The 12,585-nt window shown below is 68.4% G+C and carries 15 protein-coding genes; 12 read left to right on the top strand and 3 right to left on the bottom strand.

Annotation, left to right across the window (positions count from 1 at the left end):
* The first annotated feature begins 4 nt into the window (after positions 1 to 4).
* The 8 genes from hisA (at position 5) to KTC28_RS05765 (ending at position 6,043) form a co-directional block, all read left to right on the top strand.
* Positions 5 to 730, top strand: coding sequence for a 1-(5-phosphoribosyl)-5-[(5-phosphoribosylamino)methylideneamino]imidazole-4-carboxamide isomerase (hisA, locus tag KTC28_RS05800; RefSeq protein WP_216709514.1), 726 nt, complete (start codon positions 5 to 7; stop codon positions 728 to 730).
* 100 nt (positions 731 to 830) lie between these two features.
* Positions 831 to 1,595 carry an imidazole glycerol phosphate synthase subunit HisF gene (hisF, locus tag KTC28_RS05795; protein WP_216709515.1) on the top strand — a complete coding sequence of 255 codons (765 nt, stop codon included), beginning with the start codon at positions 831 to 833 and terminating at the stop codon, positions 1,593 to 1,595.
* On the top strand, positions 1,595 to 1,933 hold the full coding sequence (locus KTC28_RS05790) for a phosphoribosyl-ATP diphosphatase (RefSeq protein WP_216709516.1): 339 nt from the start codon (positions 1,595 to 1,597) through the stop codon (positions 1,931 to 1,933). Before hisF ends, KTC28_RS05790 begins: the two co-directional genes overlap by 1 nt.
* A 40-nt stretch (positions 1,934 to 1,973) precedes the next feature.
* Entirely contained in the window at positions 1,974 to 2,351 is a 378-nt protein-coding gene (locus KTC28_RS05785) for an HIT domain-containing protein (protein WP_216709517.1), read from the top strand.
* A gap of 120 nt (positions 2,352 to 2,471) precedes the next feature.
* On the top strand, positions 2,472 to 2,693 hold the full coding sequence (locus tag KTC28_RS05780; RefSeq protein ID WP_216709518.1) for a hypothetical protein: 222 nt from the start codon (positions 2,472 to 2,474) through the stop codon (positions 2,691 to 2,693).
* Positions 2,686 to 3,588, top strand: a complete 903-nt coding sequence (locus KTC28_RS05775) for an SPFH domain-containing protein (protein ID WP_216709519.1) — start codon at positions 2,686 to 2,688, stop codon at positions 3,586 to 3,588. The genes KTC28_RS05780 and KTC28_RS05775 overlap by 8 nt, the downstream gene beginning before the upstream one ends.
* Positions 3,589 to 3,866: 278 nt before the next feature.
* Entirely contained in the window at positions 3,867 to 4,268 is a 402-nt protein-coding gene (locus KTC28_RS05770; RefSeq protein ID WP_216709520.1) for a hypothetical protein, read from the top strand.
* Positions 4,269 to 4,546: 278 nt separating this feature from the next.
* Positions 4,547 to 6,043 (top strand): amino acid permease, encoded by a 1,497-nt coding sequence (locus KTC28_RS05765; protein WP_216709521.1) that lies wholly within the window; start codon positions 4,547 to 4,549, stop codon positions 6,041 to 6,043.
* Positions 6,044 to 6,070: 27 nt separating this feature from the next.
* Here KTC28_RS05765 and KTC28_RS05760 read toward each other — a convergent pair whose 3' ends face one another.
* A complete protein-coding gene (locus KTC28_RS05760; protein WP_216709522.1) occupies positions 6,071 to 6,664 on the bottom strand; it encodes a DUF1003 domain-containing protein in 594 nt (197 codons plus the stop codon).
* Complete coding sequence (locus KTC28_RS05755; protein WP_216709523.1) at positions 6,657 to 7,649, bottom strand: adenosine kinase; 993 nt, start codon at positions 7,647 to 7,649, stop codon at positions 6,657 to 6,659. The genes KTC28_RS05760 and KTC28_RS05755 overlap by 8 nt, the downstream gene beginning before the upstream one ends.
* A gap of 92 nt (positions 7,650 to 7,741) precedes the next feature.
* Here KTC28_RS05755 and KTC28_RS05750 point away from each other — a divergent pair, with 92 nt between their 5' ends.
* The 4 genes from KTC28_RS05750 to KTC28_RS05735 all read left to right on the top strand — a co-directional run bounded on the left by KTC28_RS05750 (position 7,742) and on the right by KTC28_RS05735 (position 11,224).
* A complete protein-coding gene (locus tag KTC28_RS05750; RefSeq protein ID WP_216709524.1) occupies positions 7,742 to 8,113 on the top strand; it encodes a hypothetical protein in 372 nt (123 codons plus the stop codon).
* A 321-nt stretch (positions 8,114 to 8,434) separates the two neighbouring features.
* Positions 8,435 to 9,655, top strand: coding sequence for an acyl-CoA dehydrogenase family protein (locus KTC28_RS05745; RefSeq protein WP_216709525.1), 1,221 nt, complete (start codon positions 8,435 to 8,437; stop codon positions 9,653 to 9,655).
* A 151-nt stretch (positions 9,656 to 9,806) separates the two neighbouring features.
* Positions 9,807 to 10,934, top strand: a complete 1,128-nt coding sequence (locus KTC28_RS05740; RefSeq protein ID WP_216709526.1) for an acyl-CoA dehydrogenase family protein — start codon at positions 9,807 to 9,809, stop codon at positions 10,932 to 10,934.
* Positions 10,931 to 11,224, top strand: a complete 294-nt coding sequence (locus KTC28_RS05735) for an antibiotic biosynthesis monooxygenase family protein (protein WP_216709527.1) — start codon at positions 10,931 to 10,933, stop codon at positions 11,222 to 11,224. Before KTC28_RS05740 ends, KTC28_RS05735 begins: the two co-directional genes overlap by 4 nt.
* On the opposite strand, the gene KTC28_RS05730 is transcribed toward KTC28_RS05735, so the two are convergent.
* The gene (locus KTC28_RS05730; RefSeq protein WP_216709528.1) at positions 11,216 to 12,568 is read right to left on the bottom strand and encodes an MATE family efflux transporter; all 1,353 of its coding nucleotides are present in this window, start codon (positions 12,566 to 12,568) and stop codon (positions 11,216 to 11,218) included. The genes KTC28_RS05735 and KTC28_RS05730 overlap by 9 nt on opposite strands.
* Positions 12,569 to 12,585 lie beyond the last annotated feature (17 nt).

The raw sequence follows: 12,585 nt of genomic DNA, 5'->3' as shown, positions 1-12,585 counted from the left end.
TGGCATGACGAGCTTCACCATCTACCCGGCGATCGACCTCAAGGGCGGGCAGGTCGTCCGCCTCGCCGAGGGCGATATGGCGCGCGCGACTGTCTACGCCGACGACCCCGCCGCCCAGGCCCGCCGCTTCCACGACGACGGCGCGACCGCGCTCCACGTCGTCGATCTCGACGGCGCGTTTGCCGGGAGCGGGGTCAATAGCGCCGCGGTCGAGCGCATCGTCGCCGCCTTCCCCGGACGCGTTCAGGTCGGCGGCGGGATCCGCAGCCGCGCCGATATCGACCGCTGGCTGGCACTCGGCGTCGCCCGCGTCGTCATGGGCACCGCCGCGCTCGACGATCCCGATCTCGTCCGTGCCGCCGCGAAGGCCGCCCCCGGATGCATCATCGTTGCGGTCGACGCGCGAGGCGGGATGGTCGCGACTCGCGGCTGGGCGAGCGTCTCGACCGTCGCCGTCGCCGACCTCGCGCTGCGCTTCGAGGATGCCGGGGTCGCCGCATTGCTGTTTACCGATGTCGGCCGCGACGGGCTCCTCAAAGGCGTCAACGTCGAGGCGACCGCCGCGCTCGCCGCCACGTGCTCGCTGCCGGTGATCGCGAGCGGCGGCGTCGCCGGATCGGGGGACATCACCGCGCTGCGCCGCCACGCCAATATCGAGGGCGTCATCGTCGGCCGCGCGATCTACGACGGGCGGCTGACCCTGCCCGATGCGCTGCGGCTGGCGGCATGATGTCACTTTCTCCTGTCATCCTCGCGAAAGCGAGGACCCAAGGTCACCACATCGCGACCTCAGGTCCCCGCGTTCGCGGGGATGACAAATTGGTGCTTGCATGACCCTCTCCGTCCGCGTCATCCCGTGCCTCGACGTCGCCGACGGGCGGGTTGTCAAGGGCGTCAACTTCGCCCGGCTGACCGACGCCGGCGATCCGGTCGAGGCGGCGCGGGTGTATGACGCCGCCGGGGCCGACGAGCTGATCTTCCTCGACATCACCGCAACCCACGAGGAACGCGGAACAATCCTCGACATCGTCCGCCGCACAGCGAGCGTCTGCTTCATGCCGCTGACCGTCGGCGGCGGCGTCCGCACCGTCGACGACGTTCGCGCGCTCCTGCTCAGCGGCGCCGACAAGGTCGGGGTCAACTCGGCTGCGGTCGCCCGCCCCGCGCTGATCGGCGAGCTGTCGCGGCATTTCGGCGAGCAATGCATCACCGTCGCGGTCGACGCGAAAGCGGTCTCGCCGGGGCGGTGGGAGGTGTTCACCCACGGCGGGCGGCGCGCTACGGGCATCGACGCGGTCGCCTATTGCATCGAGGCGGCGAAGCTCGGCGCGGGCGAAATCCTGCTGACGAGCATGGACCGCGACGGCACCAAGTGCGGCTATGACATCGCGCTGACCCGCGCGGTCTCCGACGCTGTCCCAGTGCCGGTGATCGCGAGCGGCGGCGTCGGCGGGGTCGGCGACCTCGTCGAGGGCGTCGTCGACGGCCACGCCAGCGCGGTGCTGGCCGCGTCGATCTTCCACTTCGGCGAAGCGACGATCGCCGCCGCCAAGGCGCGGATGGCCGACGCCGGCATCCGCGTGCGGACGGTGTGATGGATCAGCTCGCCAAGGCGTCAGCCGACCAATTCGACCGCCTGCTCGCCGCCGTTGTCGAGCGCCGCGAGGGCGATCCGGCATCGTCGTACGTCGCCAAGCTCACCGCCAAGGGTCGCGCCAAGATCGCGCAGAAACTCGGCGAGGAAGCGGTCGAGACCGTCATCGCGGCGATGGGCGACGACCGCGCCGCGCTGGTCGGTGAAGCGACCGACTTGATCTTCCACCTCGCCGTCCTCCTCGCCGACGCCGGCCTGACCTTCGACGACCTCCGCACCGAACTGCTCCGCCGCGAAGGCGTCTCGGGACTGGCGGAAAAAGCGGGACGCAAACCCTAACCCCGTTCCTGTTCGGGGTTGGGGAAGCCAGGAGTAGATCATGCCCGTCGATGCACTCGCCCCCTATGACCCGACCAATGTCTTCGCGCGCATCCTCCGCGACGAGATCCCGTCGCGGCGGGTATACGAGGACGACTTCGCGATCGCCTTCCACGACCTCGCGCCCCAGGCCCCGGTCCACATCCTCGTCATCCCGCGCGGGCCGTATGTGTCGTGGGCCGACTTCAGCGTGAAGGCGTCGGATGCCGAGATCGCCGGGTTCGTCCGCGCGGTCGGCACGGTGGCGCGGCAGCAGGGGCTCGAGGCACCGGGCTATCGCCTGCTGTCGAACGCCGGGGTGCACGCGCATCAGGAGGTCCCGCACCTCCACGTTCACATCTTCGGCGGCACGCAGATGGGCGTAATGCTGCCGCGCTAGCTGGCGTTCGGCGCGGGCACAGCGGCGGCAAATCGTGGCCGCGAGGCGCCGCGTTAAATTACCATGACGGGAATTGAAGGCCGCCGGTGAACGCCTATATGGCGTGCGTCAGGGTCAACGATGCTGCCGTTTAACCGCTCCGCGCTTGCCATTGTCGCCATCACGGCGCTGGTCGCGGCGGCGTGGCTACTGCTGTTCGCGGTTCCCGACTTGCTCGACCGGCACAGTGACGGCGCGCTCGCGCTGGCACTCGGCCTCGTCGTCTCGGTCCCGTCCGGTCTCGCGTGGGGCGCGATCCGGCTGTGGCATCTGCTCGCCCCCGAGGATGATGGCGATGGCTGATCTGGCGACGACCGGCGACGGCGGGACATATCTCGAACCGCGGCGGTCGCCAGGGCGACGGCTCGGCTGGATTGCCGGGGCGGTGGTGCTGGTGATCGTTGCGTTCATGTTCCTGTCGAACGCTTTTTTCCGCGTGCTGCCCGGCTATGTCGGCATCCGCGTCAACAACATCGGCTCGGACGCCGGCGTCGTCAGCCACGCGCTGCCGGTCGGCTGGTATTTTGCCGCGCCGGGGGTCAATTTCTACGAATATCCGGTGTTCACCCGCACATATAGCTGGACCTCGTCGAAGACCGAGCAGAACGTCGTCGACGAAAGCTTCGGCTTCCAGGACAAGAACGGCCTCGGGCTGCGCGCCGACATCGCCGTTGCGTACCACGTCGACCCGTTGCGCGCGCCGATCCTGTTCCAGCGCTACCGCGCCGACATGGACGCGATCATCGCCGGACCGCTGCGCAACGCGATCCGCAACGCGATCGTCGAGCGCGCGTCGGGGCTCGGCGTCGAACAGATCTACGGCCCGCAGAAGGCGGCGCTGGTCAACGATGCACTGAGAGACGTCCAAGCGTATTTCACACCGGTCGGGCTCCAGGTCGAGCAGCTGTACTGGGCGGGCAACATCATCGTTCCCGACGCGGTTCTCGCGCAGATCAACGCCAAGATCGCCAACGAGCAGCAGGCGCTCGCGGCACAGGCGAACATCGCCACCGCGACCGCCGACGCGCAGGCACGCGTGGCAAAGGCGAAGGGCGACGCCGAGGCGATCCAGGTCGAAGCCGAGGCGATCCGCACCAACCCCGAGATCGTCAAGCTGCGCGCGGTCGAGAAGTGGGACGGTCACCTGCCGACGTACACCGGGGGCGGGGCGCCGCTGCCCTTTGTCGATGTGAAGTAGCGGGCGGCGAGAATTGCCGGCAATTCCGCGACGGGGTCAGACGGGGCGATGCTGCCGCGCTGATTCTCAACCCTCCCCCGTCTTCGGGGGGAGACCGCGCCGCTTAAGGCGTGGTGGAGGGGGGCCAAGGCGTGCCGTCCGCTTGAGACTGCCCCCTCCACCATGCAAGAGCATGGTCCCCCTCCCCCGAAGACGGGGGAGGAATAAGGACGACCGCAGACTGTAGGATTTGGCACCGCAACCTTGACAATTCGCGCCTTTTCGGTTACGCATCCAAAATGACGAACATCCCTCCCACCCCCGTCCGCCGCGCCCGTCACGACGGCTGGACCGAGGAGCGCAAGGCCGCATTTACCGCTGCGATCGGCAGCGGTGGGACGGTCGCTGCCGCGGCAGCGTCGGCGGGCATGTCGCGGCAGTCGGCGTACCGGTTGCGCATCAGCCCCGACGGTGCGGCGGCCGCGGCGGCGTGGAGCGGTCCGAGGAGGGAGATGCGCGGCGACTTCTTCGACGCGCTTCACGACAGCCTGGAAACAAGCTTGGCCGCCGCCGATGCTGCCGACACGCGCGGCAAGGGGGACTGGATTATCCGTGCGCTGCGCCTCAGCACCCGCCGGGCGAAGCGGCGGAGCTGGGCTGCGGCCCGTCGCACCAAATCCGCGCAAAAGCTGGTCGTTTAGTGGACTTGTGTAACCTTCCGACCGCAATGCGTGCGCAAAAGCCGGTCGTTCCGTGGACTTGTGTAACTTTCCGGGAGAGTGCTCGACTTGCGCAAAAGCCGGTCGTTTCGTCGACTTGTGTAACCTTCCGGCGCCGGTCCCCGGCCCGCGCGCACCCTTGGCCCCGCCGCGCCATGTTAGCGCTTGACCGCGCCCCGCCCGCCACGCCACCTTGTGCGCCAGCAAACGGAAGCACGCTGCAACCCCGGATCGGGCGCGGCGGTCGAGGGGATTTCTGAATGGACTGGCGTATCAAGTCGTTGGATTCGATCCTGGCGACCGCGCGACATAAACCGCTGACGCGCAGCCTCGGCGCGTTCCAGCTGACGATGCTCGGCATCGGCGGGACGATCGGCACCGGCATCTTCGTCCTCACCGCGACCGCGGCGTCGAAGGCCGGCCCGGCGATGATGATCAGCTTCATCATCTGCGGCGTCGTCTGCCTGCTGACCGCGCTCGCCTATTCCGAACTCGCGGCGATGATTCCGGTGTCGGGGTCGGCGTATACCTTCAGCTACGCGACCTTCGGCGAGGTCGCCGCGTGGGTCGTCGGCTGGGCGCTGGTCCTCGAATATGCGATCGCCAGTAGCGCGGTCGCGGTCGGTTGGTCGGGCTATATGGTCGGGCTGGCAAACCGCTTCTTCAACATCACCATCCCCAGCACGTGGGTCCATGGACCGTTCGACAAGGACCCCGGGCTGATCAACCTGCCGGCGATGTTCATCGCGCTCGCGGTGACGACCTTGCTCGTCGTCGGCACCAAGGAGAGCGCGCGCTTCAACTCGGTTCTCGTGATGATCAAGATCCTGACCTTGTGCATGTTTCTCGCGCTGGCGTTGCCGCTGATCCACACCGCGAACTTCCACCCGTTCATGCCGCTCGGCTTCTTCGCGCACGAGATTCCCGACCCGTTCAAACCCGGGATCATGGCGTCGGTCGGCGTCTCGGCAGCAGCGGCGACGATCTTCTTCGCCTTCGTCGGCTTCGACGCGGTCTCGACCGCCGCCGAGGAGACGGTCAACCCCAACCGCAACATCCCGATCGGCCTGATCGGCGCGCTCGGCATCTCGACCATCTTGTACATGCTCGTCGGCATCGCCGCGACCGGGTCGGTCGGCGCGCAGCCCGACAGCGAGCTCGCCAAGTCGAGCGAGGCGCTCGCCTACGTTCTCCACACGATTGGCTTCCCATGGGCGGGAAACCTGTTGTCGATCGCCGCAGTTGTCGCACTGCCGTCGGTCATCCTCGCGCTGATGTTCGGCCAGACGCGCATCTTCTTCGTCATGGCACGCGACGGGCTGCTGCCGCCGGTCCTGTCGCGGATTCATTCGCGCTTCCACACGCCGTACGTCATCACCATCGCGACGGGCGTCTTCGTCGCGGTCTTCTCCGCCTTCTTCCCGATCGACCTGCTCGCCGACGTCTCGAACGCCGGGACTTTGCTCGCCTTCGTCGCGGTGGCGATCGGCGTCCTCGTCCTCCGCGTCCGCGATCCGCAGCGCCGCCGTCCGTTCCGCGCCCCGGTGGTGTGGGTCACCGCTCCGCTCGCGGCGGCGGGCTGTGGCTTCCTGTTCTTCTCGCTGTCGACGCTGACGAAGGAATTGTTCGTCGGCTGGGCCATCATCGGGCTGATCTTCTACGTCCTCTACGGCCGCACCCGGTCGAACGTCGCGCGCGGGATTATCGGTCACGACGAGGATCTCGACTCCGCCGAAGCCGCAAGCCTTAAGCACTAACCCGCTGAGAACGTTCCCGAATAGGACTTAGGGGGCGTTCTCGGTTCCCGCGATCTGGTCGAGGACGCGTTCGGGGGCGACGTCGTCCTGCAGGTCGGCAATCTCGCCGTGGTCGGCGGTGGTGTCGATGCCGAGCTTTTCGGCCACCGCCCGGGTCAGCTTGATCAGCTGGGTCACCTCGTGCTCGGCGAGCAGGCTGACCTGGAGGGCGAGGTCGTCGCGGCGGTTGTCGGCAGCGGTCAAGATGTTCTGCGCGATCAGGATGAACAGCGACAGGAAGATCGCCTCCGCCGACGCGATCGACCCCATCAGCGCCAGCGCCGGGTCGAAGCCCGTGACGTGCCCGACGACCCCGTATTGGAGCAGGGTCCACGTCCCGTAGAACAGGATGTGGAGATAGACGAAGCTCATCCGGCCGATCCGGCGGCCGATGCCGGTGGCGAGCCGGACATCGAAGCTCAGATTGGCGGCGTCCTCGGCCCGGCGCCGGGCAACCGCCTCGATGTTCCGCGCTAGCGCCGCCGACAGCCCGTGTTCCTCAGATGATGGCTTGCCCGGCGGCACCCGTGGCGGGCGCGGCGGGGCAGCCGTCGGCGCGCGATAGGGCGGTTCGTCAGCCAAGCCGCGCCGCCACGAGCGCCTTGAGGTCGCCCTCCGACCGCGCGCCGTAGTGGCTGATGATCTCCGCCGCTGCGACCCCGCCCGCCCGGGCGCAGTCGGGCAGCGCGCGCCCGGCGGCGAGCGCGCTGAGGAAGCCAGCGGCGAACAGGTCGCCCGCCCCGGTGGTGTCGACGACGCGGGCAACCGGCTCGGCGGGGACGGCATGGCGCTCCCCTCCGGCGATGACGACCGCGCCCTTGTCCGACCGGGTGACGACGGCGATCGTTGCATGGCGGGCAAGTTCGGTCATCGCGGTGTCGAGGTCGTCGGTCCGGTACAGCGCGCGGACCTCGTTCTCGTTGCCGAACATGACGTCGACGTGGCCGCCAAGCAGGCCGAGGAAGTCGTCGCGGTGGCCCTCGACGCAGAACACGTCGGACAAGGTGAAGGCGACTTTCCGGCCAGCGGCACGGGCGATCTCGATCGCCTTGCGCATCGCGGCGCGGGGGATGATCGGATCCCACAGATAGCCTTCGAGATAGAGGATCTGGCTGGCGCGGACGACCTCGGGGTCGATGTCAGCCTCGCTCAGCTCCTGGCACGCGCCGAGGTAGGTGCTCATCGTCCGGTCGCCGTCGGGAGTGACGACGATCAAGCAGCGCCCGGTCGGCGGCCCGTCGACCATCGCGGGCGTGCTGAAGGCGACCCCGGCGGCGCGGATGTCGTGGGCGAAGACCTCGCCAAGCTGGTCGGCGGCGACGCGACCGACGAACGCCGGACGCCCGCCCATCGCCGCGATTCCGGCGACGGTGTTGGCGGCCGACCCGCCCGAGACTTCCTTGCCCGCACCCATGATGCCGTACAGCCGCTCGGCCTCGTCGGCCGCGATCAGCCGCATCGTGCCCTTCGGGATCGCATGGCTCTCGAGGAAGCTGGCCTCGGCGGTGGTGATGACGTCGACGAGGGCATTGCCGACGGCGAGGACGTCGTAGGTCGAGTTGGTCATGGGGTTCCTTGGCGCTGGCGGCTAGCTTGGTCGCTGGTCGCGGCTGGCCTAGCCCGGCTATAGCGCACGGGGCAAGCCGCTGGAGCCAACCGATGCGCCTGATACCTCCGATAACCGCCGCCGCCCTGCTCGCCGTCGCCGGCTGCGGCGAGACGCCGCCGCCGAAACCGATCGCGGCGCCGCCGGTCGCGTTCAAGCCGGTGCCCGGTCTCGAGCGGATCATCGGCAAGCCCGCGACGACCGCGACGGGATTGCTCGGCGTGCCCGGCCTCGACCGCCACGACGGTCCGGGACGCAGCCTCCAGTTCGCCGCCGCCGGGTGCATCCTCGACGTCTATTACTACCCCGACCCCGCCGCAGGGCAGCCGACCGCGCGCTATGCCGAGGCGAGGCTGCCCGACGGCAAGCCCGACGCGACCGCGCGCTGCTTCGCCGCGCAGATCGCCGCGAAGGGCCACGGCTGACGTTGGCGAGATCCGGTCGAGGTTATCGCTGTCCTACAGCCACGGCGATGCGGTAGCGTAACGACGTCGAGTCGCTTTCTACCGGCGACGGTTCTTTCTCATTGTCGGATCGTCGAAACGTCGCGGCTGCGCCGAAGCGTCGCGCCAAAGCTCATGGTCGCGGGCAAATCGTGACCTTCCACCGAAAACTTCGCACGAAATCCTGCCCGGTCGTCCGCGACGCAATGTCGGGGGTGACCGCCCCGCTTGCCCGGCGCGCGGCGGGTGTGTTAACGCTTACGTCAACCACGCCCAGCGACGGCAACCCTTGGGAGAGCGACCATGGACCTCAACTTCTCGGCTGAAGACATCGCGTTTCGTGACGAAGTTCGGACCTTCATCGCCGACAATTACCCCGCCGGGCTGCGGGCCAAGTCGGAGGAAGGCGAGGAGCTGTCGAAGGAGGACTTCCTCAGCTGGCACAAGGTCCTCGCCGCGAAGGGCTGGGCCGGGATTGCATGGCCGGTCGAATATGGCGGGACCGGCTGGACCAGCGTCCAGCGCTACATCTTCGCCGAGGAAAGCGCGCGCGGCGACGCGATGCGGCTCCTCCCCTTCGGCCTCAACATGGTCGGGCCGGTGATCTACACCTTCGGCACCCCCGAGCAGAAAGCGAAGTTCCTGCCGCGCATCCTGTCGGGCGCCGACTGGTGGTGCCAGGGCTATAGCGAGCCGGGCGCCGGGTCCGACCTCGCCAATTTGCGGACCAAGGCCGAGCGCTTCACCGGTGACGACGGCAAGGAATATTACCGCGTCAACGGCCAGAAGACGTGGACGACGCTGGCCCAGCACGCCGACTGGATTTTCTGCCTCGTCCGCACCGATCCGACGGTCAAGCCGCAGGAAGGCATCAGCTTCCTCCTGATCGACATGAAGACCCCGGGCATCACCGTCCGCCCGATCATCACGCTCGGCGGCGAGCACGAGGTCAACGAGGTCTGGCTCGAGGACGTCATCGTCCCCGTCGAGAACCGCGTCTTCCACGAGAACAAGGGCTGGACCTGCGCCAAGTTCCTCCTCGCTCATGAGCGGACCGGCATCGCCGGGGTCGCCGCGTCGAAGCGCGGGGTCGAGCGGATCAAGACGATCGCGCGGACCGAGATCGACAGCTTCGGCGACGACGCCCAGCCGCTGCTCGCCAACCCGTTCTTCAAGCGCAAGGTCGCCGAGCTCGAGATCGACCTGACGGCGTTGGAGTTCACCGAGCTGCGGACGCTTGCCGGTGAGTCATCGGGTAAGGGTCCGGGGCCGGAGTCGAGCCTGCTCAAGATCAAGGGCACCGAGATCCAGCAGCGGATCACCGAACTGGCGTTGGAGGCGGTCGGCCATTACGGCGCACCGTACTTCCGCGGCTTCGGCGAGGGCGACAACGAGCACCCGATCGGCCCCGACTACGCCCACCGCGCCGCCCCGACCTACTTCAACATGCGCAAGACGAGCATCTACGGCGGATCGAACGAGATCCAGCGCAACATCATCGCGAAGATGGTGCTGGGGCTCTAGCACGCTCTCCCTCTCCCCTTGAGGGAGAGGGAGAGGTCGCCCCTTGGCGACCAGGGTGAGGGTACGCCGCCCTCACCCTCACCCTGCCGCTGAAGAGCGGCTGTCTCTCTCCCTCAAGGGGGAGAGCGAAGAACCTGATCGGGGACGGACCATGGATTTTAACTTCACCGACGAACAGACGATGCTGCGCGACTCGGTCGGGCGGTATTTGTCGGACACCTACACGTTCGACGCCCGCATGACGGCGGTGAACGGCGACAGCGGCTGGAACCCGGGCGTGTGGAAGGCCTTCGCCGAGGAGCTCGGCATCCTCGGCGCGCCCTTCGCCGAAGCTCATGGCGGGCTCGGCGGCGGGGCGATCGAGAACATGATCGTCATGGAGGAAATCGGCAAGGCGCTGGTCATCGAGCCGTACCTCCAGACCGTCGTCATCGGCGGCGGCTTCCTCAAGGCGGCGGGCGGCGCGCTCGCCGACGCGGTCATCCCCCAGATCATCGACGGCTCGGCGGTCATCGCCTTCGCCTATGCCGAGCCGCAGGGGCGCTACAACCTCGCCGACCTGCGGACGACCGCGAAGAAGGACGGCGCGGGATACGTCCTCAACGGCCACAAGGCGGTGGTCTATGCAGCGCCGTGGGCGACCCACTTCATCGTCACCGCGCGGACCGGCGGTTCGGTTCGTGAACGGTCGGGCGTGTCGGTGTTCCTGATCCCGGCGAACGCCGCCGGCATCACCCGCCGCGACTATCCGACCGTCGACGGCGCGCGCGCCTCGGAAGTCTACTTCGAAAACGTCGCCATCGGGGCCGATACTCTGATCGGAGCCGAAGGCGAGGGCCTGCCACTGGTCGAGCAGGTCGTCGACGAGGCAACCGCCGCGGTCTGCGCCGAAGGCTCAGGGGTCGTCCGCAAGCTCCACGAAGGGACGCTCGACTACAGCCGCCAGCGCAAGCAGTTCGGCAAAGCGATCGGCGAGTTCCAGGTTCTTCAGCATCGCATGGTCGACATGTTTATGGAGGTCGAGCAGGCGGTGTCGATGACCCTCATGGCGACCCTCCGGCTCGACGAGCGCGACCGGGCCAAGCATGTCTCGTCGGCCAAGAACAAGATCTCCCGCGGGGCAAGGTTCGTGGGCCAGAACGCGGTTCAGATCCACGGCGGCATCGGCATCTCGAACGAGCTCGCGATCGGCCATTATTTTAAGCGCGCCAGCATGATCGAGAGCCAGTTCGGCGACGCCGACTACCACCTCCGCCGCTACGAAAGCCTGATGGATTGATCCTCGAGGCCGCCGTCCTGTCGGTCAGGCCGGGCGAGACGGCGGCGTTCGAGGCGGCAATGACCAGGGCGCGCCTGCTGATCGCCGCCAGCCCCGGCTTCCGCTCGATCGAGGTCCGGCGCGGCATCGAGACCCCCGGTTGCTATCTCCTGCTCGTCGGCTGGGACAGTGTCGCGGACCACGAAATCGGCTTCCGAGGGTCGGCGCGCTATGCCGAGTGGCAAGCTTTGCTCCATCATTTCTACGACCCGATGCCGGTGGTCGAGCATTATGGACCCGCGCTAGGCTGACCGCCCGAGCCAGAAGAAGCGCCCGACCAGCAACGCCGCCGCCATCGCGCTCGCGGCGATCGTCCCCCAGACGATGCCAGGGACGCCGAGGCCGAGCGGGATTGCAGCGACATAGCCGACCGGGATCAGCACCCCGATGTAGCTGAGGAAGTGGGTCGCGGTCGGTGTCCAGATGTCGCCCCGCGCCCGGAGCGCCTGCGCCCCAACGACCTGGAGCCCGTCGCTGACGTAGAACAGGCACGACAGCCACAGCGCCCCGACGGTGATCGCGACGACGGCGGGGTCGTGGGTGTACGACCCCGCGATCGCAGGGGCACCGATGCCGACGGCGGCGCAGATCAGCGCCGTCGCCGCAATCGCCGTACCGAAGCCGAGCAGGCCGGCGCGGCGGACCCCGGCGAGGTCGCCCGCGCCATACGCTCGGCCGACCAGCACCGCCGTCGCCGTCGCGAGCCCGAGCGGAACCATGAAGATGATCGCGGCGAGATTGATGACGATCGCCCAGCTCGCCACCGCGGTCGCGCCGAGCCAGCCCGCGACGATGGTCATCGAGGCGAACGCCCCGCTTTCGACAGCATAGCTGAGCGACGCGGCATAGCCGACCCGGCGCAGCGCTCCGGCGGCGGCGCGGTCGGGCCCTGGGGCGGTGAAGACGCCAAGGCCGGGCGACCGCTTCCACCACAGGATGTAGGCGGCGACGAAGCCGAGCAGCGCGGTCCGCGAGGCGAGCGTCGCGCAACCGCTGGCGACCGCGCCCGCGACCGGCAGCCCCGAATGCCCCGGGACCAGCCATAGGTTGAGCGCGAGGTTGACGGCGTTCGCCGCCCACATCGCCGCGGTGCCGGGGAGCGGATGGCCGTGCGCCTCGAGCCAGAAGATACCTGAATCGACGATCAGGATCGGCAGCAGCGACAATGCGAGCATCCGCAGCGCCGGGACCGCCCCCGCCGAAAGCGCCGGGTCGAGGCCGATGTGGCGGAGGAGGAGCGCTCCCGGACCGGCGAGGACGACGATCGCGGCGATCCCGAGCCAGAAGGCATAGACCAGCCCGCGCCGCAGGATCGCCCCGGTCTCGGCGTCGCGCCCTGCCCCGATCGCCTGGCTGGTCAGGACCTGCACCCCCGACAACAGCCCGATGCCGGTGGTCAGGACGATCGACGTCGGCGCCCAGGCGAGCGCGAGGAAGCCGAGCTCGGTCGCCGAATAGCGCCCGACGACGAGCGTATCGACCAACCCCATCGCCATGATCCCGAGCCGCGACGCAACGACCGGCCCGGCAAGGGTCAGGAGATCGCGGAGGCGGATCGGGACATGGTCTTTCTGGTCGAGGGTGACGGCGTGCATGGCCGCGGCTCATTAGC

It is taken from the genome of Polymorphobacter megasporae (assembly GCF_018982885.2).
GTDB classification, from domain to species: Bacteria; Pseudomonadota; Alphaproteobacteria; order Sphingomonadales; family Sphingomonadaceae; genus Polymorphobacter_B; species Polymorphobacter_B megasporae.
Note: the sequence above shows the minus strand (reverse complement) of the source record. Positions and strands in the feature narration are given on the sequence as shown.